Origin of the sequence: Bartonella mastomydis, assembly GCF_900185775.1 — a bacterium.
In the GTDB taxonomy this organism is placed as follows: Bacteria; Pseudomonadota; Alphaproteobacteria; order Rhizobiales; family Rhizobiaceae; genus Bartonella; species Bartonella elizabethae.
On sequence record NZ_LT883137.1, the window covers coordinates 105,187 to 131,597 of the forward strand.

Sequence of the window (26,411 nt, forward strand, 5' to 3'; positions counted from 1 at the left end):
TTCCCCTCTCATTCTTTGCTAAAGCCTATGCGACAGAGAGTTTATTTGCTCTCGTACAGAGAGTGCTTCTTCTAATTTCTGAATATTTTTTTTCAAGGCACCCGTCACGTTGCGACGCACTCGGAACATCACCGGAATCAAGAAAAGAGCACAGCCTTCTATGGCGTCCGTCACCCTAAAAGCAACGAAATGCACCGCATATTGCCAGCCTGTCAGCTGCCAATTTAAGACATTCGGTATTCTTAGAATCATACTCCAAAGGATAATGATCACAGCAAGAGCGAAGATAACTTTATAATCCCTTGGTGAGAGCAACGCTTGCTGGCACGCAAAAGAACGGACACTTTTATGGGTTTGTTGCTCTAATGTCCAATTTTGCTCTTTCATTTTTTCCCTCTCTCTCTTTGACAAAGCCCGCGTAGTAGAGAGCTTATTTTCTCTCATACAGAGAATGCTTCTTCTCATTTCTGGATCTTTTTTTGGCAATTGAGGCATGAGACACGCATGCGAAATCTAAAAATCAAAAAAAGAGCACAGGCGGTTCATGGCTTGCGTCATAATAAAAATCATAAAGTAATAATATCCGAGGGATCTTTTCCCCTCTTGCCTTCCTCAAACAGTGAAGAATTTCAACCCGCGCCTATCTTTAAAAGACATTAGTCACAATTCGAGCTTTTTCTGCCAAAAAATTCCCCTTTTTTCAAGAAAATTTTCTAGCCCTCACACTCTTCTAGATTCATTTCAAAACCTCTATAAACAAGGCGCTTAAAAAGAGGGAACCAGCACAAGAGACCGCGATCACCTACTCCCCAAAACTGCTCTTTTACCTATCTCACATTTCAAATGAATAAAGTCAAGCGCCCCAAACACACTCTAAGCTCTAGGACCCCACACTCTAAATCCCACATTTCTTTAATTCCACGCGGTCTTTAATCCCACACGACCTATTAATGACAGTCTCCAATTCAAGCTTTTTTCCCCAAACATGCCATTCAGCCTCCCTCACCCTTTAGAGCAATGTTGCATGGCCACCCCTCAAGCCCCCAAAAACTTCAAAGGCAAAATGTTATCGAGAGCACTCCCCATCAATGCTCAATTTTTCAGCATTTTTTTAGATTTTTTTCTTTGGCTTATGATTTTTCAAAGGCTGTCTCCTGTTCTTTCAACAGGCTTTTCAGCTCTTTTTTTAAACAACCATATCTTCTCGCCAACTTAAAGACACCACGATAAAGTTGCAAAATCATCATGGGAATAACCGCAAACCACATCACCACGAAGATAAACACAAGACCCAATAGTGTAAGAAGAAGCTCGTCCATTTTTACGCTCACGCCCTCTTTATCGCGCTCTTTTTGCTGAGGGGTTATTTTCCCCCGTTGCTCATTTATTTTGTTCAATATGCGCGCATTTTTAAGCAACAAACGCCACAATATGATGCAGAGGATCGCCAAAATAGGGGTCAAAGCCAAAACACCCACAGCAATAACTGTCCAAAGCACACATACAGCGTGAAAAAAGGAACTCACCTGCCACCCTGTCAAATTCCCTTGTTCCAAGAAGGGTAGAAAGAAAGTGCGGTTTCCAAACTCAAGCATGAATGAGAGGAGACAAATGACAACATACTCTCGCACAGAAGAATACTCTTTCTCAAACAAATTGAGCAGTTCGTTATAAAATGTTGAATTTTTCCCCTTCATTTTCTCTTCCCTTTTTTATATAAGCACATTTCTTTTTTCACGCCCACTCTTTCAAGCCCCACTCTTTCAAGCCCCACTCTTTCAAGCCCACTCTTTCAAGCCCACTCTTTCACGCCCATTCTTTCAAGCCCCACTCTTTCAAGCCCCACTCTTTTAAGCCCCACTCTTTTAAGCCCCGCTCTTTTAAGCCCCACGAAAAGCGCGATGCATGGCTCTTCCCTTGTTTTCGAATAAATCTCCCAGAGATTTTTTAAAAAGAGATTTTTGAACGCTCTTGCTCTCCAAATGATAAGAACACCTCCTCATCCACAAACGACAATGGGCGTCATCACCCTCTTTATCTGATGATTCTTCAACCCTCTCCTCTTCTTGTGTCACGAGAACAGCTGTCCCCCCCTCACGATAACGGCGACAGCGCTCTGTTTGGCTCTTGTCTGACATGTTTTAATGCGCGTTTCACGGTGCAATACAGTCTCACGCGCTTAAAGACAAAAGAATAAAATTCCAAAATTAGTATGACACCCCCTGCCGTAAAAGACACGTCAAACAAAATGATGAAGCAAAGGAATACGATAAAAAAACAGCTTATATTTTCTCTATGTTTTTTTGAAAGATGATTTTGTTGATCGGTTGTTTTCCCCCGTTGCTGAAGAAGCTCATTCAACTGCTGAATGTTTTTTTTCAAAAAATGCGTTAAGATGAGATAAAGCCCCAAGAGAACAGGCATCAAAGCAAACACACAAACCATAATGACTTCACGCAGCACAAAAAAGGCAAAAAGCGTATTCTCTTGAGCAACAGTCAACGGCTTCTTGAATTCTAAGAATATCAAAAAAACCCACCGACACAGCGCCATGATCACAGAAATAAGAAAAATAATGCTATGCTCTTTATAGGAAAGAAAGGACTCTTCCAGAGCAAAAGAGCGCGGTTCTTTATCCCCTGTTGAAATTTCCCCCTTCATTTGCGCTTCCTTGTTTACAAAAATATGTGTTTTTTTCTTTCTTGACACAAATTATCTCTTAAGTAAAACGCATTGTCACCCAAGAGAAGTCCTTAAAGAGAATGCGCCCAAAGTACACGGGATATTCCCAATATTACCCAAAGATATGGATATTCTCAATCTTGAGGGTGTCAATCATTAAATACCGCCCCTTCGCGGTCTTGTGTTAAAGAAGCATGCGCTCAACACTGCCAAACCAAAGCTTATCACCCTCATTTCATAGACCCTCATGAATGGTATAGCGATAACACTCTGATAGTTCTATAAAAATCAAGCGCCCCATTCCATCACCCCCCATGGCTTTAACAGTCTCATCGAGCACCATCATAATACCTCAATCAGCCCCCCCAACCGCCATATCCCACCACCACAGACAGCCATACCCGCACCGCCTTACGACAAGCCTCCCCTGCGTTCACAACAAACCTCCCCCACACCCACAAACCACACCAGTCCCCCCCAAACGCCATATCCCACCACCACAGACAGCCATACCCGCACCGCCTTACGAACAAACCACCCCTGCGCTCACGACAAGCCTCCCCCACACCCATAAACCACACCAGTCCCCCCAACCGCCATATCCCACCGCCACGGACAGCCATAGCCGCACCGCCTTACGACAAGCCTCCCCTGCGTTCACGACAAGCCTCCCCCACACCCACAAACCACACCAGTCCCCCCCAACCGCCATATCCCACCGCCACGGACAACCATACCCCCACCGCCTTACGGACAAACCACCCCTGCGCTCACAACAAGCCTCCCCCACACCCACAAACCACACCAGTCCCCCCAACGGCCATATCCCACCGCCACGGACAACCATACCCGCACCGCCTTACGACAAACCTCCCCTGCGCTCACAATAAGCCTCCATAACGCCCACAAACTCACCCCCAAACGCCATATCCCACCACCACGGACAGCCATAGCCGCACCGCCTTACGGGCAAACCACCCCTGCGCTCACAACAAGCCTCACCCATACCCACAAACCACACCAGCCATACCTGCCACAATTTGTAAAAACCATCGCAGCAGCTCGAGGTGTCTCTTCTCGCCAATCCACCTTTCTCAAGGCTCATATTCGTGTGTTAAAAAAATACGCTTGATCATTTAAGCCTATAATGCCTTTTGAAATAAACCCGTTAAGCTTATCTCTCATGGGAGTGCAACCCAAAAAGCGCACCACCATCTACGCATTGATTGCCGGTCAGTGCGCACACTTTACGGGTTACGCGCGCCAATATCAATTCACCTTTTTTAGATGAAGCTTCTGCCTTAGAGGATAAAGGTTTTCCTTGGCAAATTATAAGGAAAGAGATACAAACACATTGTGAACGACTTTCTGATGAAATGTGTATATTTTAAAGCAATGCGTTTGAAGGAAAAGGGGTGGGGACATGCAAAAAAAGGATGCGCATTATCGTTATTTAGTTGTAGGGGGCACAGGAATGCTCGCTCCTTTTTGTCAATCTCTCAAGCCAAAAGAAGCCATTATCGCCGCCCGCTTTCTTTCCCCAAAAGTCCAGTTTGAAGCATTCCAAAAACAGCAGTTGTGCATACGATTGGATTATGATTGTGCAACATCACGGACACAATTTTTAGAAGCCGTGAAGCAATGGCATGGTTTAAAATATTGCATATTATGGATTCATTCATCCGCCTTTGCCTTTTCTTGCGCATTAATTGAACAATTAGCGCTTTTACCTAATCCCCCATGCATTCTTCATGTTTTTGGTTCCAACGCGTATGATCAAATGCTAACTGAATGCGCACGTAAAAATAAGATTGATTTCATCTCCATTCAATTAGGACCAAAAACAACGTCAAAAGGTTTACGCTGGCTGACCCATAAAGAGATAAGTCAACAGATCTTGGATGCCATAAAAAATCATATGAAGAAACAAAACTTGTAATTCAATCCCTCCTTTTGCTTTTTCTTGAGCAAACAAGCACCCTCCAAACTCTGTGCTCTAAACTTTCTCTTAAACGACACTCTCTCAAAATCATGGACATTGAGAATAAACACACCTCCATGACAATCTTGAGAAGACAATACGATCCCTTTAAAAGCCAAATCTTTTAATAAATTGGGACAAAACATCTCCCCACACTTCCACTCTCTTCCCTCATATCTTCCTCAAACCTCATGCTCCACACAACGGCTTTCCCATTCCCAAACTCTCCACCAATTCCCCACCATTTCAAGCGTTCCTGCCCTATGCCCTTTCGCCCTCTCATACGCCTCTACACCTCCATTCGCCCCTTTTCACCCAATCATCCCCAATGCCTCATGCGCTTGATCAAGCCCCTTTTCCTTTACAGCTCCACGTTTTTACGATTTTGCTTTTTCACAGAAAAACGTAGAGATTCAATACTATCCTAAAACTATTAATCATCTCCCTTTCTAATCAATTCTCCCACGCACCATTCCAACTTATTTACAGCTCTTCCCTAGACGCTCTCTATCGTTTCGCACGCAAACCCTATAGCCCCTTCTCTCAAATACCCTGTCTCCATTCACCTTTACCGCACCATTCATGCCCTCTTCAGCCGACTATCCTTCCCACAACCGTCATACTCTTGACCAAGCGCACTCTTTGCTATTACAGTTCAACGTTTTTACGATTTTAATTATTTACAGAAAACCGTATAAATTCAATATCATCTCAAGACGACTGATTTAATCCCCTTTCAAACAATGGCAAACGTAATACGAAAACCTTCCACCAATTTATATAAAAAGACACCACTCTTCAAATCATACTATTTCCTAAACGATCACCAATGACAATCCTGAGAAAAAAATAAAGACGATACTTTTAAAAGCCAAACCTTTTAATAAAATTTGTACAAAACGCCTTCTCGCATTTCCAATTTCTTCCCCCATTCTCCACACAACTTTCCCATCACTAATGCCATTCCAACTTATTTACAGCTCTTCCCTAGATGCTCTCTATCGTTTCGCACGCAAACCCTATAGCCCCTTCTCTCAAATACCCTGTCTCCAGTCACCTTTACCGCACCATTTATGCCCTCTGCACCCGACTATCCTTCTCACAACCGTCATACTCTTGACCAAGCGCACACACCCTTGGAGTTACATTTACACGCTTTTACGATTTTGCTTATCTGAAGAAAACCGTAGAGAGCCAATATCATTCCAAACCAATTGATTGGCATCAGCTTCCTTCAAACAAAGGCAAATGTAAAACATAGTGCACCATACCCCCTCCATACCTCTCAAAGCCATAAAGCAAGGACATGATCTAAAAAGGTGCCTCCTCACGCCATGAAGACTACATGCACTTTTTCAGCGCTGCATCTCATTACCCTGTGACCTTATGATAAAAAGCATGTGATAAAAGAAGCAGAGAGCACCACCCATGGTCTTCATTCTCCTTACCGGTTGAGCATCCCTCATATCTTCCTCAAATCTCATGCTTCACACAATGGCTTTTCCATTCCCCCTTTCCCCCAAACTCCCCACCATTTCAAGCGTTCCTGCCCTATCCCTTTCGCCCTCTCATACGCCTCCACACCTCCATTCGCCCCCTTTTCACCCAATCATCCCCAATGCCTCATGCGCTTGGTCAAGCACACCCCCTTGGGCTTACAGTTACACGCTTTTACGACTTTGATTATTTACAGAAAACCGTAGAGATTCAATACTATCCTAAAACTATTGATCATCTCCCTTTCTAATCAATTCTCCCACGCACTATTCCAACTTATTTACAGCTCTTCCCTAGACGCTCTCTATCGTTTCGCACGCAAACCCTATAGCCCCTTCTCTCAAATACCCTGTCTCCATTCCACCTTTACCGCACCATTCATGCCCTCTTCAGCCGACTATTCTTCCCACAACCGTCATACTCTTGACCAAGCACACCCACTTGGTCTTACAGATTCACGTTTTTACGATTTTGCTTATCTGAAGAAAACCGTAGAGAGCCAATATCATTCCAAACCAATTGATTGGCTTCAGCTTCCTTCAAACAAAGGCAAATGTAAAACGTAGTGCACCATAGCCCCTCCATGCCTCTCAAAGCCATAAAGCAAGGGCATGATCTAAAAAGGTGCCTCCTCACGCCATGAAGACTACATGCGCTTTTTCAGTACTGCATTTAATTGCCGCGTGACCTTATAAGAGGATATCAGCCGCTTGATAAAAGAAATATACAGTGCCACAATGGGTAGTGTTAAGAACAAATCCAAAAGCCCCCCAACAGAACCATCAAAACCACCGTGGCATCCAGCATTTCGTAATGCATTTTACCCTCTTCCCCTTTATAAATTGCCCTTCCCCTTTATAAATTGCCCCTCTCCTTTATAATTGCCACTCCCCTTTATAATTGATTGAGAGGGCTTTCGTCACTTCTTTCAATTGCTGAATCTACTTTTTTAGCCGAGAGGTTAAAATTTCACGAAGGATTATAATAACAGGAACCGTTGCCAAAAGACATGCCGAGAAAACAACAAAGTAAAAAAAAGAAAATGTTCATAGAGATAAATCTCTTCTCATCGTTCAAAAAATTCACCTCTGTATAGAACGTCACATAGACATAAACTAACCATAATGATGAAAGAGAGTCATGCGTGGATGACATAATCTTTATTGGAAAAAAGAGCCATTTTTTAAACGCATGGGAACTTATTTTTGTGTCTAAGGCTAAGTTTTGCTGCACGATCTCTTTCAAGCTTTTTTTAGAGAAACAAAAATGCTGCGGCTGTTCTTTCATCAAGCGCCTTTGTTTTTTCACTCTGAAAGTAAGCCTCAACCGCTTGATGAAACACTAATAAGGCACCACAATGATCATCGTAACAAAAAGAGCAAAAACCGTCACAGTTTCGAGAAGAAAACCGCCCAACGGCAGAAAAAAATAAAAAGCGCAACCACCTCATTTCTCATGGCGATCGTCTCACCGATTGATCTTTAGCAGCTTTGTTTCTTCTTCTAATTTTTGCCTTATTTTTTTCAATTTGCGCTCTTTAAAACGATCAACCCCCCAAAGGATTGGAAGAGGGGTGAGAAGACAAAACCAAATCAACACCGGCAAGAGAAAAATAAGAGATCCCATTGCCTCCCATCTTGCCCACTGCTCTGGCTGTACCAGAGACTTTGCACCCGCAGGAACTTCTAAAGCCATCATCATAAGGCCCGTGTAAAAAACCCTGCAAAACCCCGTATAAAATATTGTGCAAAACATGCTGAAAAAGGAGCGCCCAATCATTTTACAGCTTTCCACCCCTTTACAGCTTACCCCTAAAGATACTGTCAATTTTTTGCCTGAAAAGAAAGACTCTTCAAATGTTGCGTTTTTCTCCTGCATTGCTCCCCTCTGTTTTTCTCATTTTGACGCGCCATTTTAAGTTAATTTACCTAAATGCTTTATTTTTCTCAATAATTTTTTTCACCAATCTTAAATTTTACATCCATATATTCTAATTCCCCATCCTTGATATAAAGAATATGGGGACGAGCGGTTTTTCCATCAACCTCACAAATCGTATCCTTTTCGTAAACCGTATATCCCTGTTGCCTTAATTCTTCTCGCTTTTCCTCGAGCAAATTTTCGTAAACAGAACGTCTTCTATTGCAAAAGTTTGGATCTGTAGCTCTGAAACAGTCATAACTCTCCACCTCTATAGAAAAACTCTTTGCCGTCTGTTGAAGCAGATCATAACTGGGCTGTTTTGTCTTTTCTACCGCCTTAGCAATCGCTATCGCGCGTTCTAAATGCTCTTCTGTAATGCTTGTCTCAAAGCCCAGTCTCTCACCTTCCATAAAGCTTTTGTGATAGGAGTCTAAAGTTTCAACATCCCCTATCAAGGCTAAAGCTGCAAGATAACGTAGCGCATAAGATGAAAACTTAGGGTTCACAACTTTGTGTTCCCAAGGAAGAATGTGATATTGAGAGCGGAGCATGTTGCCAAGATCAACCTCGCCCATAGCCTTTTCTAAAGCCTTCTCAAGCGCATGGCGTAAACGCCCCGCGCTGACCTTTTCTTCAAAAATTTCCAATCCCTTCAGATCAAAACTCAATTCAAGAGCAATCAAGCCTCCAGAGTTATAAGGGTCGATTGTTTGGCAAGCTGCCGCATGGATACCAGAGACCACCGCAATGGCACAATCAAATTGCGGATACCCCTTCTCAGCATTATAAAGAAATTGTACTTCACGATCTGGTAAAAAGAAGGTTGCCAAATGATCCCCTTTTTCGTCAATTTCTATCCTTCCCCCCAAACTTTTCAAAAGTTCCGTTGCACTTTCCATCGTGAGAATTTCCTCATCAGCAAAAGAAAATGCTTTGAACTCTTTTTCCTCAAATGATGACTTCATCATCGGTGTTTCCCCACTGGACGGCTCAAAGGCGACCGGTTGTTTAAGCACACGTCTTAATTCTTTCCTCACTTGGCAATATAATCTCACGCGCTTGAAAGCAGAATAATACAATGCCCAAATAAACATCATGCACACAGCAGAAAGCAGTGTAAAAAGCGTCACGCCCACACCCCATGAGAATAGAACAAGGATATCTCTCATTTTCCCCTCCCCTTCACGCACTCGTTTGCCGATATGTAGCCGTTCTCCGCTTGGTCAATTGCTTGCTCCAACTGAGCAATCTTTTTTTTCAACAAATACGTAAAAGTAACACGAACCACAAAAGCAACAGGGATCAATATAAAAATTAAATCTGATATAAACAGCATGATAAACAAAAGAAGAGCCGCGACACTGACTTCCCACTCTGTCAACTTCACCCCAAGCAATGCTGGTAAGAAGAGAGCCGTTCTCAAAGTTGAAACAGTGAGAGTCATGCAAAAGATGACTTTATAATTTTTGCGTGTCAGAAACGCTTCTTCCAAAGAAAAAACCCGTGGGCTCCCATCCAATGCTGCATTTTCATGGTGTTTCATTTTTACCCCTCATTTGTCTAAAAAGCTATTTCCATGAAACGACGCTTTTGTCCTTACAATGAATTCAATTTACCACGATCAACCGCTTATTTTTTCCCCTTGGTCAAACATCACGCCCATAAGAGCGCTCCAACAAAGCATAAAAAGAGAGAAAAATCCGTATATTCATTTTGCCCTCCTCTTTACCCACTCGTTTGCCGATACGAAGCCGCTATGCGCTTTTAGTTAATTGCTTGCTCCAACTGAGCAATCTTTTTTTTCAACAAATGCGTAAAAATAACACGAACCACAAAAGCAACAGGGATCAATAAAAAAAGAAGCAGGGATAGAACAACCAAGATGAACATGAGAATGAAGAGACTATAATTCCACCACCCTGTCAAATCCCACTCAAATACCAGTGCAAGTGCCACTTTAAAAGCCTCAAGAATAAAAGCAAGGCAAAAGATAACTTTATAATTTTTGCGTGTCAGAAATGCTTCTGCCAAAGAAAAAGCCCGTAGTTCCTGAGCTGATCTTGAATTTTTTCCCCTATTCGACATTAAATTCCCCCCATTGCGCTTCATTTTTTCTCCCTCATTTGTCTAAAACATTAAGTTCATGAATCAAAACGTTGTTCCTGATCATGAATGCCATTCATCACCATCCATAGCTTTTAGTTCAATTGCTTGTTTTTTTAAATCCTTGCCTTTTCTTAATCTTTATCTTTTCTCATCTTTTATAAAAACAATATCGGGAGAAGCATTTTTTTTGACTTCAAAGAGCATGTTTTCCCACCGCAGACGGATCTTCTCGTTTGTCTTATCGCCTCGTTGTCTGAATGTCTATTTTGTCTCCTCAACCCACTTTTTTTATAAACGCCACCTCTATTAAACGCCATCTCTATTAAACAATTGTACACTTCCTCCTTTACTCTTGCACACTTGTTCAGTCTCTAGCTCTAAAATTCTGAGAGGCGTTTTTTCTCAAGAGAAGTCCCTTTGACAAGAAAAACAAACCTCGTTCAAGAAAATCATCTGCGCGTTGCTTTATCTTGAAAACAACTTGAGTCATCAAGCTATCACTAAAGCCTAGCCTTAAGCCAACCTCAAAACATGGTGGAAATGGATTTTATGCTTGTTTCAAAACTTAAACCTCTCACCGTCCCTAAAGCTTTTGTGCTCAAAGAGTCTCACCACCGCCCCTTAAAGCGCAAAAACCTCCAAGATGGGCGTAGAATAGAATGCTTTATTTTCTCCTTTTTTTTCACTTGTCCCCCTCATTTTCATGATAGAGGATCATCGGTGTTTTTTTCTGCTCAACCTCTTCTTCCAGTTGTCGGATCATTTTCTCCAATTGACGGGTTACGATAAAAAGCATCATAAAAACAATGGGGAAGAATAAAAAAGCACAAGTGAACATCCATGCCAATGGCTCTAAGAGAACCGCAGAAAAAAATCCTTTCTTCTCCATATTTTAACGATAACAGTGATAACTGTTGGAAGTGTCACCATAACGGTCGAAAGAGTGAATATTTTTTACAGTCAGCCCAAATAAGCGAAAGCTGTTTTTGATCAAACAGGCTGCTGCTTTTCATTTTCTCACTTTTTCATTTTTGGGCGATCTGTTCTAAAGCACTATCGCGCTCATGGAGCACCTCTTTCAGCTCTTTTTTCACACGACAATAGAGCCGCGCACGCTTGATAAACAGGTAATAAATGACAACAATGGGCCCCCATATTAAGGCATTTAAAAGCGCAAATAACAAAATAGAACAGGCTGCTAATGTTATAAGACTACCGGACATTTTGTTCCCCCCTTGCTATTTTTCACTTTGCGCATTTTGCATACGAATTGCCCGATCGCGCTGTTTGATTGCTTCGTCTAACTGTTGAAGCGTTTCTCTTAATTTTCGGGTTAATTTTATGCTCATCATTGCAATGATGGGAGACAAACAAAGAATTCCTATCCATATCAAGTTCAAGATCAGCATGATAAAGACAATGCTATCACTCTTCCACCATAGCAAATTTGTGATAGAGCAAGTAATTTGTAGAAGAAAAATAAGAATAAAGATAAAAAAGATTATTTTCCATTCTTTTGCATAAAGAGGCAGAGACTCTTTAAAGTTGAGAAAGCGCATTTTTGCCTCAAGGGTCTTATGCGTGAGATTCTGTCTTCTCATTTCTTCGCAGTCATTACACAACTGTTGTATGGCTTGCTTTTGTTGCGTCGTATTCTTTTTCAATTCTTGGGAGAGTTTAAAAGACACCCTCATATACTTGATCAACAGGTAAGGAAGCCTGACCATGACCATAAACATTAAAATGGTAATGATGATGATCCCTAAAAAAGCCAAATATTTTATCATAATGCTCCCTTTTTTTCTCTATTGCCCTTTTTCTCTATTGCCTTGAGATGAAATGATCATTTTTATTCTCTGCTCAAGCAAATATTTCTCATTTCTTCACTGTTTTTTTCACGCCATAATAAAAGGAGATTATGGAGAATTAAAACGATAGGCAAAGTGATAACAATACACGCCCAGACCCACAACAGCAGCTTCATCATAAAGTCAATAACGTAAAGCAATAGAGGCGCATGATTATGCAAAAAAATCGCAGATTTTGGGAGAAACGCTGCAAAAGCAATAAAACCTACGAAAAGCACCAACATAACGAAAGTGATCAAAAAGAGTATCGAATAATCTTTTTTTGAGAGTTCCAAAGATTCTTTAAAAGAAAGAACACTGTATTGCGTTGCAAGGGCTGTATTCTGTCCCCTGCCTTCTATCTGATCATACCTCAAATTCTGCGCTGGACTCTTTTTGAGTTTCCGCCACATGGCCCATAACAAGACTGTCCGTTTTATCAAAGAATAATAAAGTACCAAAATGATCTTCGCGGTAGAAAAGAGTACCGAGAAAAATGCAACACAAATAAAGATAGCGACCCCTAGGACAATCAACCATCCAATGATGAAAGAAACGCTCACGTATTCCCCCTATAGTTTTGTGTTGAGAGATTGGTTATCGAAAGGTTGCTGTTCTGGCACTGTTTCCCACAGCTGCATCATTTGTTTCACATCCCGTTTCACCATGGCGAGGAAAATAAAAAAGAGTGGAAAAAACACAAAAAGACTACCAAAAATCATTGACGGGATAAAACATACAAAAGCCCAAACACTCTTCCACCCCCCATCACGCAATTGTTCGATGAGAGGATTTTTAAAAAGGTTTTGCATTTCTTCTTGAAAATTTTGCTGCTTCATTGCTTGCAGCTGTTCTTTAGAAAATTGAAAAAATTCCCAAGGCTTCATAGAGAGAGAAGTGGCAAAAAGCACCAACAAGAGGATAGCTACGCAACAAATGATGACATAATCTTTTGTTGAGAGAGCCATTGCTTTTTTAAAAGCAGCCAATTGATCCAACTCAGATTGCGAGATATAAGCCTTCTCCTCACAGGCTGATGGCTGTTGTGATTGATCTTGAATCATACCGACAATCCCCCCACGTCTAAAATACCCACGCTTTAATATTTGCGAACACACGAACGAGCGTGACGGAGTCGCTTAGCACTCTTCTCATCATGAGGCAAGCACGAATAGTTTTTTTTCAGTCTTTTTTTAAATTCCTTGAACACCTAACAACAGAGCTTCTCTCAATGCTTATAAATGTGCCTTTTTTCCTCTTGATCGATCACACAAGCCCAGAGATCCTTCCCCTAAAGGACACTGTTTTTGAGAATACCCTCCTTAGAACACCCTACTTCTAAAATACCCCACTTCTAGAACATCCTACTGGCGAAAAAACAACCGATGAGCTAAAATGCCCCGACAGCATCTTTTAAATTTTTCCATTCTCATTTTAAAATTTCTTAAATGAAAAAGCCTCTCTTTTAACATAAACAAGAAAGGTTTCTTCTCTCATAAGCCCCCCAGCTTTATAAAAGCCTCTCTTAAATCCCTCTTTTCTCTTAAAGACCCCTTTATCTCCAAGGATCTTTTCATACAGCTTTTTTGGATAAGGGCATCGCACACTTTAAACAACAATCCCCTTCTGATGATGAAGTCCATTAAAACCGCAAAAGAAAATTTAGCCTTTATAAAGGATACATAAAGAACATCGCAAAAACCCAATCGCTTTATTCTTGAGTACTTATTTTGAGCCGATAAATGATTATTTATTTGAAAATAGAGGGCATCTTATGTTATAATGACGCGTGTGAATAAGGTTGTTTTATAGCGTTCTCTGTCCCTTCACCCTCCAGAAAAGCTCCTCTATAGAGGACTATTTTTATAAGAGAACTCTATGAAAGAATAAGGGCTTAAACAGCGTGATGGAGATAAAATGTCTAGGTTCAGCGTTCAAAGATAAAAGCCTCTATATCCCTCAATACGCCCCTTATAATCCCCCAATACACCTATGAGAAGAGACAAAAAACTTATGCGAAAAAATAAGGAAGAGCCCCATGGAACTTTATTTTTTCATTCACATGTGACAAAAATTTCTTTTCACTTGTTCCAGAAAAGTTGAAAAATTTGTAGAAAACAAGTCATCCACGATCGCTGATCAAAAGATCAAATAAACATGATGGGGGGATATCATAAAAATGGGAGAAAACACCTTAGCGATGATTTTTTTGCCCTACAAGGTTGCTGTTCTTTATCCTTAAAGACTTCGTTCTTTTTTGGCTTTGCAATAGCTCCTATCCCTCGGGGGTTTCTCCCCCCTCGCATTTTTCTCTTTTGTATTCCCCTCCCCAATATTTTCTCAAAGTGCTTTTTACAATTCCTGTCCCCCGCAACAGACAGTTTCTTTTTCATTCAAATGGTAAATTCATGAAAATAGGTAAAAAACGCGGTAGACCGAGAATAACCGGCAAACAGAGAGAGCCCAATGGCCGTATTTCACGTGCCAAAGGCCCGAGCAAATTGGCATCTCAATCAGCGCTCCAAGCAGCCATTGAAATGCGTGCAAAACGCTTTGGTTTAAGCCTTGAAGAAGCGAAAAATCCGCTTGTGGGGAGCTATATTGGGCGTCTTTGTTTGCAGAGCTATAAAGGGGATTCATCAGGCATCAGCCAAGAGCAATATGACACGGCGCAACAATACTTGCAAATCAGAAACGACTATTTATGTGCCAAAGGTTTGCCAAACGGCTATTATGACGGCTTTAAGCACAGTGCTTCTGATGAGAAAGCAAAAAAGCAATGGGTTGAAAGAGCAACACAACGCTATGAAGCGATGCAAGAAGCGATAAAAGAAGCACAAAATCTGCATCGTCAACACAACTTTCATGCGGCATTACAATATCTGGTTATCGAAGATCAACCATTGCCAACGCTTGTTGGCTCACTGCGCCTTATTCTTGATGCCCTTGATAAACATTTTGACTGTTCCAACCCAAAGAGCATTCGCTAAAAAACACCACTGTCGTCCCCCTCACACAGGCTAAACGTCTAAAACCCTACGTCTTGTTTGTAAAGCCTCCTCTCAGAAGAGAGCCACTTAAGATCCACAGAGCGCGTACCCTTATCAACGGATTTACGGGACTTAAAGCACACCAAACAAGCCTCAAAAGCGCCTCCACACTTTAAAAAAAACATTACAGCCGCACCCCAAGAAACAGACACTCTCAAAGGACAATATTTTACGCTAAAACAAGACAGTTCCCTCATACTCTTTTGTTGGAACAAGCCGCGTCCCTCCACTCCCAGCGAAGATAACAGCCACGCCGGTCTCAATCGCCCCCACAATCCTCTTCTCTCCAACACCAGCCAATCAAAGGTTCCATTCCCTCCATAAATCACCAGCTGATAGAATTTCCCCTCCCAATATCACCATCAACAAGCTCTCCACCTCACCCTTCTTTTCTTAAAAAAATGTTCTTTGCTTCATCAAAAAGCTTCATCAAAAAAAATTTCTCCATAAAAATTCCCATGGAAGACAACATATTTTGTGAGAGATACCCTATCAATGCGCTTTTTTCTTATCGCTTTTTTTCCACGATAAAAAAGGACAAATCATGGTTTTTCTGTTGACAGAAGATGAAAAATCGTATTTAATGACAGGTGCGGTAGAGGGGTATTTGCGTCTTAATTTCATCATTCAATCACCATGCATCTTTGTGTTGTGAGAAATTGTGAGAGATTATTGTAAAATCTGTTCTAAAACAGTGTATTTTGTAACACTGTATAAAGTTGTATAGAATTTTACTGTTTGGGGGGGTGAGCATTGACTATTTGAAAGGTTTAAAAGCTTACTGTTTGGGAGTACCTTTCACCTTTTTTAATGTCCCTCTTTTTAAATGATCTTTCTTTTGCCGCACCAAAAGCAGGAGAGAGAAAACTGGCTTCACGCCCCCTTCTCATAAAGCACTCGCAACAAAACACTCCCCCCTTAAAACCCCAATGCAAGCGATCACAGCAATGCTGAGCAATAAAATAACACAAGCAGTAATAAAATGAACACAGCGATCTCTATTGATGCACAGTACATTTTGAGCCGCTCCACACTGCAAAGCTCCACACCACAAAAGATGAAGATCATTCCCATTGCTTTGTAAAGAAACGACACCTTTCACGCCAAGGAGTGCACTTGGGATTCACAAACAGTTTCCCTTAAAATTTTTCCATAAAGCACAATAAACAAGCCTCATAGCCCCCAGCGCTCTAAAAACACATCACCACCGACCTCAGAAACATACCCCCTCAAAGGAGAAGTGTTTTAGAGCATAACAAACCAGTCCTCCTCTTCAGTCACCCCCAAAACCACTCCGCGCATAAGCACCTTGCTCCTCCTGTTAGCCCACTGTTGATGATGTGCGACAACCTGAACACTTGAAATTCACAGAACACGCTTACCCTTTCATCCGATTTACGAATCTTAAAAACCCGCCAGCAATAAACAAGCCTCATAGCCCCCAGCGCTCTAAAAACACATCACCACCGATCTCAGAAACATACCCCCTCAAAGGAGAAGTGTTTTAGAGCCGAGCAGGATCATTTGATCGCAGAAAATGAAGACAATCTTTTTGGGGCTTTGGGGGACTTTTTCGAGGAAAAAATCCAAAAGAATGTTTTTTAATAGGCAATACTGGCTAAACGGCTCTTGCGGATAATATCATTTTTTCATACGGAGAAAGGTTGAAAAAAGGCTATCCTCTTTTCATTGAAATAAGCCATGTGATCAAAAGAACTTAAAATAATAAAGATAATGTTGTAAACACCCGCTAATTTCCTCCCATTTTTACAGATTTTACAGCTGTAAAAAACATGTGGTTTTTTTTAAATGAAGAAAGCTTCTGGTTTTAAAAGTCTTCTTATAAAACCATTTCAAAGATGATTTTTTTCCTTAATTTTCAAAAGACAAAAGCTTTTTTTAAAAAACATTATTTTGTCAAAATATAAGAAAATAATATCACCTCTCGCTCCTCAAGAGAAAGGTTAATGGTATGAAACCACAAGCTTCACAAGAGGTCTCCCCTCGTTCTTCACCAACACCAGAAGGGGCAAGCGCACAAGGAGATCCCAGTGCACAAGAGGGTCCGAGTGCAGATGCATCCTTAGAAAATCTTGCGACCCATTTAGAACAGCTTAACATCGCAAAAATACACAATACGCCCTTCAATCGTGCAGAATTAAAAGATATCATTACCGGCTTAGAACAGCATAATGCCGATGGCAGTTGGATCAAGAACTATTATGATATTTTAGATCTTTACATGATGCCCGCCTTAGTTGATCAGGCAAACCGTAAATATCCAGAGATGAATCTTAAACTTGCGATTCCCCCTGACGGCTTTGCCCTTGCCCTCAAAGACACCCTCGAGAGCGGTATAAAATCTTCTAGGTTTATTGTTAATGCGCACGATCAGGGCATCCATTTTGCGGTTGTCGATCATCAAACCATTGATGGTGAAACCTCTTTGATCTTTTTAGAACCAACCTCACTGCGTGACACACTTCCCGCATTATTGGCATTAAGGACACGACAATCCCTTGAACATTCCCAATTTCCTCCTATTCATTTTGCCACGGCGGAAATGGATATTCAACGCAGTTCCTCTGAATGTGGAATGTTCAGTTTGAGCCTTGCCAAAAAGCTTTATCTTGAATCTCAAAAATTAGAAAGGCTGCACAAGGATAATGTTCAAGGTGTGTTATGTGAACCAGATACACCTCTTTCTCCTGAAAAGTTAGATCCCTATCTTCCTGCTCGTTTATACAAACACGTGCAAGGAAAAAGACGTCTTGGAGAATATCTCAAAGCCAACCCAGAAGCTGCCCATGAAAAAGTCAACAAAAAAGGCGAAACGCTTGTCGAAAGGTTTGAGAAAAGCTTAGTGACCACAGAGAGAAAAACGGTCTCAATTTCACAACACAGAAAGAGAGCCACAGAATACAAATCTCTGATGATGTAATTTAAGACTTTTTCCCGATTCCCTCGTGACAACGAACGAAGCACTACTTCTTTATGCTTGACATTGCTCTCAAACAAAATAATTTTTCCGTTTATAAGCAAGAAAGAGGCAAATAAAAAGAAATGTGTCTTTTAAAGACAAACTGGTCATTATTCAGTCCATTTTCAAGCTTTTATTTTAAGACTTTGAAGCAATAAAAACACGCGCGTTTTGAAAAGTCTCACCCCACTTTCTGATAAAAACGGCTGGAAGATGATTTTTTTTCTTCATCATCAAGCGACAAAGTTTTTTTTCAAAACATTGTTTAGCCAAAATGTAAGAAAATAATATTGCCTCTCAATGATAACCACGCAGGTTCATAGAATGAAACCACAAGATTCAAAAGAAGTCTCCCCTCGTTCATCACACATGCAAGAAGATCCGAGCGACAATGAATCGTTAGAAAGCCTTCTTGCGCGTTTAGAGCAACTCAACACTCCTCAAAAAGAAGAGAGCCCATTGAGTCAGGACAAGTTAAAAGCTACTATTACAGGCTTAGAAGATGATCTCGCTGCAGGTCGTTGGATCAATGCTTATTACGCAGATACAGATCTTAAACTGATGCCGGCTCTCGTGGAACAAGCCAATCGCAAATATCCGAACATGAATCTGAAATTAGCTCTTACAGCAGAAGAATTTACCCATACGCTCAAAGAAACAATTGAAAGCGGCGTAAAATCTTCTCGATTTGTCGTCAATACAGGGAGCAGAATCCATTTTGCGGCGATGGATTATAGAATTGTTGATGACAAAATCTCTTTGATCATGTTTGAACCGACAACGTTCAATAATATCGCTGCTGGGAGACTAGGGATAAAAATCAATCAAGCCCTCCAAGATACACAATTGCCTCACTGTCATTTTGCCATGGCGGAAATGGATATTCAACGAAGCTCTTCTGAATGTGGGATGTTCAGTTTAAACCTCGCCAAAAAGCTTCATCTTGAATCTGATCAATTAACAAGACTACACAAGGATAATGTTAAGGGCATATTATGTGAACCAGGTACACCTTTACCGGCTGAAAAGTTAGATTCTTATCTTCCCGTCAGTTTATATAAACATGTGCAAGGGCGAAAACGCCTCGAATACTATCTCAAAGCCAATCCAGAAGCCGCCCATGAAAAAGTTAACAAAAAAGGCGAAACTCTGACCGAGAGGTTTGAGAAAAATTTAATGTCCGCAGAAGGAAAAACTGTTTCTACTTCTCCACACAGAAAAAGGATTAAGGAATACAAATCTTTGACAATATAATGGATATTTTTTTCATCAAGCACAAAGCGCTGCTTCTTTACGGCAGGTTGCTGTGTGTACATTTTCTTTTCGTTTGTAAGAAGAAAAGATAAAAACAGCAAACAACTTGTCTGTTAAGAGTAAAACATCCTTATTCTATCAAATTCTATCAAAATCAGCGCATTTTAAAGCTCATCTTTTAAAAGTTTGAAGAGCCCCCACCGCACTCTGATGAAAGCTCGACAAGACGCTCTTATTGCCTCACCTTTTCAAAAAATAAAGGCTTTCTTTCAAAACATTGTTTAGCCAAAATGTAAGAAAATAATTATTCTCTACCGCTTATCAATCCAAAGGTTCATAGAATGAAACCACAAGATTCAAAAGACGTTTCCCCTCGTTCCTCCCCAACACCAGAAGGGGCAAGCGCACAAGAAGAAACAAATGCCAATGAATCCTTAGCCAGCCTTATTGCCCGTTTACAAAAAAACGCCCTAGAAGAAGAAAATATTCCCCCTCGTTCTGAAGAATTAAAAACGATTATTGCCGGCTTAGAAGATGATCTCATCACGGGTCATTGGATTTTCGCTGATTATGAAGAGACCGATATTAGACTGATGCCGGCTCTCGTGGAACAAGCCAATCGCAAATATCCGGACATGAATCTGAAATTAGCTCTTACAGCTGAAAAACTTACCCATGCCCTCAAAGAAACAATAGAAAGTGGCGCAAGATCTTGCCAATTTATCGTCAATATGGGGAGCAGAATCCATTTTGCGGCAATGGATTATAAAATTGTTGATGACAAAATCTCTTTGATCATGTTTGAACCGACAACGTTCAATAATATCGCTGCTGGGAGACTAGGAATAAAAATTAATCAAACCCTTGCAAGTTTTCCAATGCCTCCTTATTCTTTTGCCATGGCGGAAATGGATATTCAGCGCAGCGCTGCTGAATGTGGGATTTTTAGTTTGAGCCTTGCTAAAAAGCTTCATCTTGAATCTGATAAATTAACAAGAATGCACCAAGATAATGTTCAGGGTGTATTATGTGAACTAGGTACACCTTTACCGGCTGAAAAGTTAGATTCTTATCTTCCCGTCAGTTTATATAAACATGCGCAAGGGCGAAGACGTCTTGAACACTATCTCAAAACCAATCCAGAAGCCACCCATGAAAAAGTCAACAAAAAAGGGGAAACTATCACCGAGAGGTTTGAAAAAAACTTAAACGAAAAAGAAGGAAAAACCGTCTCTGTTTCCCCTCACAAAAAAAGGATTACGGAATACAAAGCTTTAATGATGTAATTTAAGTCTTTTTCCCTCTTTCCTCTTCATCAAGTACAAAGCGCTCGTTCTTTATAGCTCAGATTGCGATAAGCAAAGCGGCTTTTGCGTTTGTAAAATAAAAACAACAAGCAACTTGTCTGTTAAGAGCAAAAGGCTGTTTTTCTCTCAAAACCAGCCCCTCACTGTATCAAAATTCCACAGCTCTTATTCGCCCAAAGCTCTTGTCCACCATGATCCTTATGTAGATAGACAGAATGCTGAACGAGTAAAACATTGAATGCTTTCGTCTTCAATCAAAGCCTATACCCACACTTATTTTTCTGAGCGTATCACTTTATCTCAAGCGCCTTCATGCCATCGGATCAAACAACCGCAATGGAATATACTTATCATACCTCAACCCAACACCCAGCCCCCACCAGACTCTCTGAAAAAAACCAGCACACGGAGGAAATCTCAAAATCACCCTTCGCCCATCAACCAAAGGCAAACACCACCAACCATTCCTCTCCTTGGGATATCCACTTGGAATGTCCACTGGCGATACCGTCACCAACCTTTTGATTTCATTCAAGTTTTACGTTTCTTCTATTCTTGAAGCGTGAAAAATTTCATTTTTAATCTATCGACCAGCCTCACAGTCTTGAGAGGCTTTATTTTATGGAGAAGCAAATGAGAAAAATATCACCAAAAGGACTTGCACTCATTAAACAATGGGAAGGATTACGTTTAGAGGCTTATAAAGACGCCATTGGGGTGTGGACAATCGGCTATGGCCATACCAGTACGGCTGGCAAACCGTTTGTTCACAAGGGCATGATCATGACGGAACAACAAGCCGAAGAAGTTCTTTCTCACGATTTACGACAATTTGAGAATGCCGTTGAAAAAAATGTGACGGTTTCTTTAACAGATGAACAATTCGCCGCGCTGGTATCGTTTTGTTATAATGTAGGAATAGCGGCTTTTTGCAAGTCGACTCTCCTCAAAAAACTTAATAACAGCGAATATGAAGCTGTTCCTTCTGAATTACAAAAGTGGACCAAAGCGGGTGGGAAACGTCTTCACGGTCTTGTGCACCGTCGTGCAGCAGAAGCAGGATTATGGGCACAAGGGGCTTATGTTTCTCCCAATTATCAAACGGTTGAAACAAAAAACCCCATGGGTTTTCTCAAAGCCGAAGCATTAACCCCCATTATTGGTTCTTTTTCTGGACTTGGGGGCTTATTAGCCGGCAATGGTCCCATCCAATGGGCTTTGGCAACCATCATGGTTTTAGCGGCCTGTTTTGGCATTTTCTTTGTAACAAAACGCTTTCGGGAGCAGCGCTTATGATGGAATGGCTGAAAAAAAATTTTATGATCACAGGAGCGGTTCTGACCGCTTTTTTTATCGCTTTAGCAAAAGCTTTTAGGCTTGGAAAAAAGCTTGAACAGCAAAAGCAAACAGAAAGAATGCTAAAGTCATCAACAACACGGCTTGAGGTGGAAAATGAAATTAATCAAAAAAGTGATGCCGATGTGCGCACTGCTCTTATTCACTGGTTGCGCGATAAAAACAATCAATGAGCCTTGCATGGGTTGGATGCCCATTTATTTAGAGCAAAAAGATCTCACAAACATTAGCTCAAATCTCGCCAGAGAAATTTTAAAGCATAACAAACAAGGGGAAGGCTTGTGTGGGTGGAAACATGGCTAGAAAAAAAACAGAAAAACAAACAGAGCTTACAGAAAAGGAAAAAGAAATTCTCCAAGAAATCATCATGACTTATAAAAGTATAAAAGTGATGTCACGCTATACGAAGTGGATTATATTCATCATTTTCCTCTTAGTGCTTGATTTTTCACGGATCATGGATGCCTTGGCAAGTATTTTTACACAAAAATCGAATATTCAGCTCTAAAATGAACTAAAATAAACAATGAAACATGAGACGTGTTCAATCTTAAAAAAACACCCGTTATTTTTGAAAACACGGGAAGATTTTATGAATGATTTTTCACGTCTCATGAGAAATTTTACACGCTTTACAAACGCTATTATGCAAAGAATTTTCAGGCATTAAGCGGCATTCATTCTAGCGGCATTATAAGCGGCATGAAAAGAGATTTTTTAAAAAGCCCATGAGGAAGAAACTTAAGCTACCACAAAAAAATTATTCTTCGAAAACGAACATGCCAACAGGGACCTTTTAAATAACGTATTGATGGACAGAGAATTATCCGTACCATCGCGAAGCATTTTAAAACCATTCGAAGAATCTTCTTTTCAATAAACGGCATCCGTAAGGAACAGAAATCATATTATACTAAAGAATACTCCCCTCTATCTTTTATGAAACATAAAGGTAGCCCCCTATAAGTTCTATACACTTCGTGGAAGCATTATACCATGGCACCACCCCTCACACCACGCACCACCCCTCACACCACGCACCAGCCCCCGCACCACGCCCCAGCCCTCGTCCCACGGCACCCACNCATTACAAGACTATTGATTTAATCTCCCTTCAAACAAAGGCAAACGTAAAATAAAAAAACAATGCACCATACCCCCTACGCTCCCTCAAAACTGTGAAGCAATGGCATGGTCTAAAATAATGCCTCCCCTCAAAACGAGAACAATACGCGTTTTTTCATTGCTGCATCTCATTGCCACCTAACCACCTTATGGTAAAAAGCAGATAGCACCGCATATACCCCTTACCGTATCTCTTCAGCGCCCCTCACACCTTCTTCAAATCTCACTCTTCCATACAACTTTCCCGTCTCTCAGTTCCCCACACCATTCCAACCTCTACACTTCCGTTCACCCCCCTCTTCATCCAATCATCCGCAACCCCTCATGCTCTTGACAAAACACACACCCTTTGCCTTTACAGTTCAACGTTTTTACAATTTTGCTTATTCATAGAATAACAGTAGAGAGCCGATGAACATTTCAAAACTATTGGTTTAATCCCCCTTTCCGCCAATTCCCCCCCCAGACCTTCCACCCCCAGCACCACAGCACCAACCTCGCATCACCCCGTGACCACTCAGTAACTCCATCGCAAAATGAGCTTGAAAGCGCAATGTCTCTTTAAAAGAAATTCGTGAATATGGTCGATAAGGATAAATGATTAAGAGCCGTAGTATATTGTCTTTCTTATCGTCATTTTACGCCTGTCATTGTTTGAAGGAGCTGAGGCAAATCAGTAGGCTTTGAGAGCAGTAAAGACTGAGATGATGATTATCGGATCTCTACTGTTTTCTGTAAATTTTTAAAATCGTAAAAATGTGTAACTGTAAAATCAACGATAAGAATACATGCTTTGTAACCAACCTCGTACCACAGCACCAACCCCCGCACCACGCACCAACCCTCGCACCACGGCACCAACCTCGCACCACAACACCACCCCTCGCACCACAACACCACCCCTCACACCACAGCACCAACCCTCACACCACAGCACTAACCTCGCACCACAGCACCAACCTCGCACCACGCACCAACCCTCACACCACGGCACCAGCCCTCACACCATGGCATCAACCCCGCACCACAGCACCAACAATGTATAACTGTAAAGGCAAAGGATGTGTGCTTTGTCAAGAACATGAGGATTTGGGGATAATTGAATGAAGAGTGCGACGAATAGAGGTGTAGAGGAAAATGGAGAAAGTGGAAGAGCACAGGAGTAAAAGGTTGAATTGACACCAACCCCCACACCATACCCCAACCCTCGTACCATGCCCCAACCCCCATACCACACACCAACCCCCGCACCACGGCACCCCCCCACACCACGCAGAAGCTTTATCACGAAATGCGCTTGAAAACGCAAGGTTTCTTCTCTGCTATTTTCTGTAAATGATCAAAATCGTAAAAATGTGGAACTGTAAAAAACAGTAAGAATATCTGTTTTGTAAAAAGAATAATGGGTGTGGCAAAAAGGTTCGGGAAAAAAGACACAGAATGAAAGGGATGAAAGATGGCATGCAGCTCATGGAGCCCTTAGGACTGTGATATAGATATAATATTGGGGACCATAAGAAAGACCATGAGAGATAGGACGTTTGGAGTCTTCTTTTCCACGTAAAGGAAACCACCCCAAGAGCGTGAGAAACAAAAAAAACGGGCCGAAAAGACCCGTTTCTTTATTATTTCTAGGAAAAAGAGCTTAGAAATCCATTCCGCCCATTCCGCCCATTCCACCAGCTGGCATTGGAGGCATTGGAGCATCTTTCTTTGGCATTTCAGCAACCATTGCTTCTGTTGTAATCAGAAGGCTCGCAATTGAAGCCGCATTCTGAAGAGCAGAACGAACCACCTTCACAGGGTCAACAATTCCCAAAGCAATCAAATCACCAAATTCACCCGTTGCGGTGTTGTAACCAAATGTGTCAGTATTATTTTCCAACACCTTGCCAACAATGATAGCTGCTTCTTCACCAGCATTGGTTGCAATTTGACGCGCAGGTGCTTGAAGAGCACGACGAACGATATTGATCCCCGCTTCTTGGTCAGGATTACTTCCCTTAACGCTCAACGCACTTGCTGCACGCAACAATGCGGTACCACCACCAGCAACAATACCTTCTTCCACAGCGGCGCGTGTTGCATTCAAGGCATCATCCACACGGTCTTTCTTTTCTTTCACTTCAACTTCTGTTGCCCCACCCACACGGATAACAGCAACACCACCAGCGAGTTTAGCCAATCTTTCTTGCAATTTCTCACGGTCATAGTCAGAAGTTGTTTCTTCAATCTGCGCTTTAATCTGATTAACGCGCGCAGTAATTTCAGCCTTTTGTCCAGCCCCATCAATAATGGTGGTGTTTTCTTTAGAAATATTCACTTTCTTAGCACGACCAAGCATATCCAAAGTGACATTTTCAAGCTTAATGCCGACATCTTCAGAAATCACCTGACCCGATGTCAAGATAGCGATATCTTCAAGCATTGCTTTACGGCGATCACCAAATCCAGGTGCTTTTACAGCAGCAATTTTCAAACCACCGCGCAACTTGTTCACCACGAGCGTTGCCAAAGCTTCGCCTTCCACATCTTCAGCGATAATAAGAAGGGGTTTTCCAGACTGCACAACCGCTTCCAAAACAGGGAGCAAGGATTGCAAATTAGACAATTTCTTTTCGTGAATAAGAATGTAAGGATCATCAAGATCCGCCACCATTTTTTCAGCATTGGTCACAAAGTAAGGGGAAAGATAGCCACGGTCAAATTGCATTCCTTCCACAACTTCCAATTCGGTTTCAGCGGTTTTAGCTTCTTCCACGGTAATGACGCCTTCATTGCCCACTTTTTCCATGGCATTTGCAATCATTTTACCAATTTCTTCAGCACCATTGGCAGAAATGGTCCCTACTTGCGCAATTTCTGCTGAAGTTTGGATTTTTTTGGCTTTTTTGAAAAGATTAGCCACCACTTCATCGACAGCCGCATCAATCCCGCGTTTAAGATCCATAGGATTCATGCCCGCAGCAACAGCCTTAACGCCTTCTTGCACAATTGCTTGTCCCAACACCGTTGCCGTTGTTGTTCCATCCCCAGCAATATCGTTGGTTTTAGAAGCAACCTCGCGCAACATTTGCGCACCCATATTTTCGAACTTATCTTCCAGTTCGATTTCCTTTGCAACGGACACACCATCTTTTGTGATGCGTGGCGCACCAAATGATTTATCAATCACCACATTGCGCCCTTTAGGGCCGAGTGTCACCTTCACCGCATTAGCAAGGATGTCGACACCGCGCAATAAACGTTCACGCGCTTCACGGCCAAATTTGACTTCTTTAGCAGCCATTTAATTTCTCCTTG

32 protein-coding genes are annotated in these 26,411 nt (G+C 41.6%); 9 read left to right on the forward strand and 23 right to left on the reverse strand.

Annotated elements, in window-relative coordinates; translation table 11 throughout:
* Positions 1-18 precede the first annotated feature (18 nt).
* From FJG96_RS01070 to FJG96_RS01100, 7 genes are all read right to left on the reverse strand, one after another.
* On the reverse strand, positions 19-387 hold the full coding sequence (locus tag FJG96_RS01070) for a hypothetical protein (protein WP_139412377.1): 369 nt from the start codon (positions 385-387) through the stop codon (positions 19-21).
* 743 nt (positions 388-1,130) lie between these two features.
* Positions 1,131-1,697, reverse strand: a complete 567-nt coding sequence (locus FJG96_RS01075) for a hypothetical protein (protein ID WP_139412378.1) — start codon at positions 1,695-1,697, stop codon at positions 1,131-1,133.
* A 183-nt stretch (positions 1,698-1,880) separates the two neighbouring features.
* Entirely contained in the window at positions 1,881-2,138 is a 258-nt protein-coding gene (locus FJG96_RS01080; protein ID WP_246046878.1) for a hypothetical protein, read from the reverse strand.
* Positions 2,095-2,661, reverse strand: coding sequence for a hypothetical protein (locus FJG96_RS01085; RefSeq protein ID WP_139412379.1), 567 nt, complete (start codon positions 2,659-2,661; stop codon positions 2,095-2,097). The genes FJG96_RS01080 and FJG96_RS01085 overlap by 44 nt, the downstream gene beginning before the upstream one ends.
* 377 nt (positions 2,662-3,038) lie before the next feature.
* Positions 3,039-3,170 carry a hypothetical protein gene (locus FJG96_RS09185; protein ID WP_281278978.1) on the reverse strand — a complete coding sequence of 44 codons (132 nt, stop codon included), beginning with the start codon at positions 3,168-3,170 and terminating at the stop codon, positions 3,039-3,041.
* 35 nt (positions 3,171-3,205) lie between these two features.
* Complete coding sequence (locus FJG96_RS01095; protein ID WP_139412381.1) at positions 3,206-3,529, reverse strand: hypothetical protein; 324 nt, start codon at positions 3,527-3,529, stop codon at positions 3,206-3,208.
* Between the two features lie 12 nt (positions 3,530-3,541).
* Positions 3,542-3,721: a hypothetical protein gene (locus FJG96_RS01100; protein WP_139412382.1), complete on the reverse strand. Its 180-nt coding sequence runs from the start codon at positions 3,719-3,721 to the stop codon at positions 3,542-3,544.
* A 384-nt stretch (positions 3,722-4,105) separates the two neighbouring features.
* On the opposite strand from FJG96_RS01100, the gene FJG96_RS01105 reads away from it, so the two are divergent.
* Positions 4,106-4,621 (forward strand): Rossmann-fold NAD(P)-binding domain-containing protein, encoded by a 516-nt coding sequence (locus tag FJG96_RS01105; RefSeq protein ID WP_139412383.1) that lies wholly within the window; start codon positions 4,106-4,108, stop codon positions 4,619-4,621.
* 166 nt (positions 4,622-4,787) lie between these two features.
* Here the strand turns inward: FJG96_RS01105 and FJG96_RS08800 are convergent, their stop codons facing one another.
* Together FJG96_RS08800 and FJG96_RS09190 are read right to left on the reverse strand one after the other, a co-directional pair.
* Positions 4,788-4,946, reverse strand: coding sequence for a hypothetical protein (locus FJG96_RS08800; protein WP_180338222.1), 159 nt, complete (start codon positions 4,944-4,946; stop codon positions 4,788-4,790).
* Between the two features lie 1,197 nt (positions 4,947-6,143).
* Positions 6,144-6,272, reverse strand: coding sequence for a hypothetical protein (locus FJG96_RS09190; protein ID WP_281278979.1), 129 nt, complete (start codon positions 6,270-6,272; stop codon positions 6,144-6,146).
* 268 nt (positions 6,273-6,540) lie between these two features.
* Here FJG96_RS09190 and FJG96_RS01110 point away from each other — a divergent pair, with 268 nt between their 5' ends.
* Positions 6,541-6,726, forward strand: coding sequence for a hypothetical protein (locus FJG96_RS01110; protein WP_139412384.1), 186 nt, complete (start codon positions 6,541-6,543; stop codon positions 6,724-6,726).
* 901 nt (positions 6,727-7,627) lie between these two features.
* Here the strand turns inward: FJG96_RS01110 and FJG96_RS01115 are convergent.
* The 9 genes from FJG96_RS01115 to FJG96_RS01155 form a co-directional block, all read right to left on the reverse strand.
* Entirely contained in the window at positions 7,628-8,038 is a 411-nt protein-coding gene (locus tag FJG96_RS01115) for a hypothetical protein (protein ID WP_139412385.1), read from the reverse strand.
* Between the two features lie 68 nt (positions 8,039-8,106).
* Positions 8,107-9,252, reverse strand: coding sequence for a DUF6990 domain-containing protein (locus FJG96_RS01120; protein ID WP_139412386.1), 1,146 nt, complete (start codon positions 9,250-9,252; stop codon positions 8,107-8,109).
* A complete protein-coding gene (locus FJG96_RS01125) occupies positions 9,249-9,626 on the reverse strand; it encodes a hypothetical protein (protein WP_139412387.1) in 378 nt (125 codons plus the stop codon). Before FJG96_RS01125 ends, FJG96_RS01120 begins: the two co-directional genes overlap by 4 nt.
* Before the next feature lie 221 nt (positions 9,627-9,847).
* Positions 9,848-10,192 carry a hypothetical protein gene (locus tag FJG96_RS01130; protein WP_246046879.1) on the reverse strand — a complete coding sequence of 115 codons (345 nt, stop codon included), beginning with the start codon at positions 10,190-10,192 and terminating at the stop codon, positions 9,848-9,850.
* A 679-nt stretch (positions 10,193-10,871) separates the two neighbouring features.
* On the reverse strand, positions 10,872-11,078 hold the full coding sequence (locus tag FJG96_RS01135) for a hypothetical protein (protein ID WP_139412388.1): 207 nt from the start codon (positions 11,076-11,078) through the stop codon (positions 10,872-10,874).
* A 136-nt stretch (positions 11,079-11,214) separates the two neighbouring features.
* Positions 11,215-11,412, reverse strand: coding sequence for a hypothetical protein (locus FJG96_RS01140; protein WP_139412389.1), 198 nt, complete (start codon positions 11,410-11,412; stop codon positions 11,215-11,217).
* Between the two features lie 15 nt (positions 11,413-11,427).
* A complete protein-coding gene (locus FJG96_RS01145) occupies positions 11,428-11,976 on the reverse strand; it encodes a hypothetical protein (RefSeq protein WP_139412390.1) in 549 nt (182 codons plus the stop codon).
* Between the two features lie 62 nt (positions 11,977-12,038).
* Complete coding sequence (locus FJG96_RS01150; RefSeq protein WP_139412391.1) at positions 12,039-12,599, reverse strand: hypothetical protein; 561 nt, start codon at positions 12,597-12,599, stop codon at positions 12,039-12,041.
* A gap of 9 nt (positions 12,600-12,608) precedes the next feature.
* Complete coding sequence (locus FJG96_RS01155) at positions 12,609-13,100, reverse strand: hypothetical protein (protein ID WP_139412392.1); 492 nt, start codon at positions 13,098-13,100, stop codon at positions 12,609-12,611.
* A 1,344-nt stretch (positions 13,101-14,444) separates the two neighbouring features.
* On the opposite strand from FJG96_RS01155, the gene FJG96_RS01160 reads away from it, so the two are divergent.
* Positions 14,445-15,026: a hypothetical protein gene (locus FJG96_RS01160; protein WP_139412393.1), complete on the forward strand. Its 582-nt coding sequence runs from the start codon at positions 14,445-14,447 to the stop codon at positions 15,024-15,026.
* A 234-nt stretch (positions 15,027-15,260) separates the two neighbouring features.
* Here the strand turns inward: FJG96_RS01160 and FJG96_RS09195 are convergent, their stop codons facing one another.
* Both FJG96_RS09195 and FJG96_RS08805 read right to left on the reverse strand, forming a co-directional pair.
* Positions 15,261-15,386, reverse strand: coding sequence for a hypothetical protein (locus FJG96_RS09195; protein WP_281278980.1), 126 nt, complete (start codon positions 15,384-15,386; stop codon positions 15,261-15,263).
* 586 nt (positions 15,387-15,972) lie between these two features.
* Positions 15,973-16,188: a hypothetical protein gene (locus FJG96_RS08805; RefSeq protein WP_180338223.1), complete on the reverse strand. Its 216-nt coding sequence runs from the start codon at positions 16,186-16,188 to the stop codon at positions 15,973-15,975.
* 870 nt (positions 16,189-17,058) lie between these two features.
* On the opposite strand from FJG96_RS08805, the gene FJG96_RS01165 reads away from it, so the two are divergent.
* From FJG96_RS01165 to FJG96_RS01195, 6 genes are all read left to right on the forward strand, one after another.
* Positions 17,059-18,027 carry a YopJ/AvrA family T3SS effector serine/threonine acetyltransferase gene (locus FJG96_RS01165; RefSeq protein ID WP_139412394.1) on the forward strand — a complete coding sequence of 323 codons (969 nt, stop codon included), beginning with the start codon at positions 17,059-17,061 and terminating at the stop codon, positions 18,025-18,027.
* A gap of 363 nt (positions 18,028-18,390) precedes the next feature.
* Positions 18,391-19,320 carry a YopJ/AvrA family T3SS effector serine/threonine acetyltransferase gene (locus tag FJG96_RS01170; RefSeq protein ID WP_139412395.1) on the forward strand — a complete coding sequence of 310 codons (930 nt, stop codon included), beginning with the start codon at positions 18,391-18,393 and terminating at the stop codon, positions 19,318-19,320.
* Positions 19,321-19,661: 341 nt separating this feature from the next.
* Positions 19,662-20,606, forward strand: a complete 945-nt coding sequence (locus FJG96_RS01175) for a YopJ/AvrA family T3SS effector serine/threonine acetyltransferase (protein WP_139412396.1) — start codon at positions 19,662-19,664, stop codon at positions 20,604-20,606.
* 654 nt (positions 20,607-21,260) lie between these two features.
* Positions 21,261-21,923 carry a lysozyme gene (locus tag FJG96_RS01180; protein WP_139412397.1) on the forward strand — a complete coding sequence of 221 codons (663 nt, stop codon included), beginning with the start codon at positions 21,261-21,263 and terminating at the stop codon, positions 21,921-21,923.
* Positions 21,920-22,156 carry a hypothetical protein gene (locus tag FJG96_RS01185; RefSeq protein WP_139412398.1) on the forward strand — a complete coding sequence of 79 codons (237 nt, stop codon included), beginning with the start codon at positions 21,920-21,922 and terminating at the stop codon, positions 22,154-22,156. Before FJG96_RS01180 ends, FJG96_RS01185 begins: the two co-directional genes overlap by 4 nt.
* Positions 22,157-22,278: 122 nt before the next feature.
* Positions 22,279-22,491: a hypothetical protein gene (locus FJG96_RS01195; protein WP_005774669.1), complete on the forward strand. Its 213-nt coding sequence runs from the start codon at positions 22,279-22,281 to the stop codon at positions 22,489-22,491.
* A gap of 1,389 nt (positions 22,492-23,880) precedes the next feature.
* On the opposite strand, the gene FJG96_RS01200 is transcribed toward FJG96_RS01195, so the two are convergent.
* The 3 genes from FJG96_RS01200 to groL form a co-directional block, all read right to left on the reverse strand.
* A complete protein-coding gene (locus tag FJG96_RS01200; protein WP_139412400.1) occupies positions 23,881-24,102 on the reverse strand; it encodes a hypothetical protein in 222 nt (73 codons plus the stop codon).
* Positions 24,103-24,108: 6 nt separating this feature from the next.
* Positions 24,109-24,396: a hypothetical protein gene (locus FJG96_RS01205; RefSeq protein ID WP_139412401.1), complete on the reverse strand. Its 288-nt coding sequence runs from the start codon at positions 24,394-24,396 to the stop codon at positions 24,109-24,111.
* Positions 24,397-24,753: 357 nt separating this feature from the next.
* Positions 24,754-26,397 carry a chaperonin GroEL gene (gene groL, locus FJG96_RS01210; RefSeq protein ID WP_005774668.1) on the reverse strand — a complete coding sequence of 548 codons (1,644 nt, stop codon included), beginning with the start codon at positions 26,395-26,397 and terminating at the stop codon, positions 24,754-24,756.
* Positions 26,398-26,411 lie beyond the last annotated feature (14 nt).

Bases quoted from the DNA above. Each gene is read 5' to 3' on its own strand.
- FJG96_RS01120 (WP_139412386.1), bottom strand. From the start codon at position 9,252: ATGAGAGATATCCTTGTTCTATTCTCATGGGGTGTGGGCGTGACGCTT.
- FJG96_RS01175 (WP_139412396.1), top strand. From the start codon at position 19,662: ATGAAACCACAAGATTCAAAAGACGTTTCCCCTCGTTCCTCCCCAACA.
- FJG96_RS01165 (WP_139412394.1), top strand. From the start codon at position 17,059: ATGAAACCACAAGCTTCACAAGAGGTCTCCCCTCGTTCTTCACCAACA.
- FJG96_RS01080 (WP_246046878.1), bottom strand. From the start codon at position 2,138: ATGTCAGACAAGAGCCAAACAGAGCGCTGTCGCCGTTATCGTGAGGGG.
- FJG96_RS01110 (WP_139412384.1), top strand. From the start codon at position 6,541: ATGCCCTCTTCAGCCGACTATTCTTCCCACAACCGTCATACTCTTGAC.
- FJG96_RS01185 (WP_139412398.1), top strand. From the start codon at position 21,920: ATGATGGAATGGCTGAAAAAAAATTTTATGATCACAGGAGCGGTTCTG.
- groL (WP_005774668.1), bottom strand. From the start codon at position 26,397: ATGGCTGCTAAAGAAGTCAAATTTGGCCGTGAAGCGCGTGAACGTTTA.
- FJG96_RS01075 (WP_139412378.1), bottom strand. From the start codon at position 1,697: ATGAAGGGGAAAAATTCAACATTTTATAACGAACTGCTCAATTTGTTT.
- FJG96_RS08800 (WP_180338222.1), bottom strand. From the start codon at position 4,946: ATGAGAGGGCGAAAGGGCATAGGGCAGGAACGCTTGAAATGGTGGGGA.
- FJG96_RS01180 (WP_139412397.1), top strand. From the start codon at position 21,261: ATGAGAAAAATATCACCAAAAGGACTTGCACTCATTAAACAATGGGAA.
- FJG96_RS01195 (WP_005774669.1), top strand. From the start codon at position 22,279: ATGGCTAGAAAAAAAACAGAAAAACAAACAGAGCTTACAGAAAAGGAA.
- FJG96_RS01130 (WP_246046879.1), bottom strand. From the start codon at position 10,192: ATGAAGCGCAATGGGGGGAATTTAATGTCGAATAGGGGAAAAAATTCA.
- FJG96_RS01125 (WP_139412387.1), bottom strand. From the start codon at position 9,626: ATGAAACACCATGAAAATGCAGCATTGGATGGGAGCCCACGGGTTTTT.
- FJG96_RS09185 (WP_281278978.1), bottom strand. From the start codon at position 3,170: ATGGCGTTTGGGGGGGACTGGTGTGGTTTGTGGGTGTGGGGGAGGTTT.
- FJG96_RS01140 (WP_139412389.1), bottom strand. From the start codon at position 11,412: ATGTCCGGTAGTCTTATAACATTAGCAGCCTGTTCTATTTTGTTATTT.
- FJG96_RS01105 (WP_139412383.1), top strand. From the start codon at position 4,106: ATGCAAAAAAAGGATGCGCATTATCGTTATTTAGTTGTAGGGGGCACA.
- FJG96_RS01115 (WP_139412385.1), bottom strand. From the start codon at position 8,038: ATGCAGGAGAAAAACGCAACATTTGAAGAGTCTTTCTTTTCAGGCAAA.
- FJG96_RS01070 (WP_139412377.1), bottom strand. From the start codon at position 387: ATGAAAGAGCAAAATTGGACATTAGAGCAACAAACCCATAAAAGTGTC.
- FJG96_RS01145 (WP_139412390.1), bottom strand. From the start codon at position 11,976: ATGATAAAATATTTGGCTTTTTTAGGGATCATCATCATTACCATTTTA.
- FJG96_RS01160 (WP_139412393.1), top strand. From the start codon at position 14,445: ATGAAAATAGGTAAAAAACGCGGTAGACCGAGAATAACCGGCAAACAG.
- FJG96_RS01085 (WP_139412379.1), bottom strand. From the start codon at position 2,661: ATGAAGGGGGAAATTTCAACAGGGGATAAAGAACCGCGCTCTTTTGCT.
- FJG96_RS01170 (WP_139412395.1), top strand. From the start codon at position 18,391: ATGAAACCACAAGATTCAAAAGAAGTCTCCCCTCGTTCATCACACATG.
- FJG96_RS01135 (WP_139412388.1), bottom strand. From the start codon at position 11,078: ATGGAGAAGAAAGGATTTTTTTCTGCGGTTCTCTTAGAGCCATTGGCA.
- FJG96_RS01095 (WP_139412381.1), bottom strand. From the start codon at position 3,529: ATGGTTGTCCGTGGCGGTGGGATATGGCCGTTGGGGGGACTGGTGTGG.
- FJG96_RS01155 (WP_139412392.1), bottom strand. From the start codon at position 13,100: ATGATTCAAGATCAATCACAACAGCCATCAGCCTGTGAGGAGAAGGCT.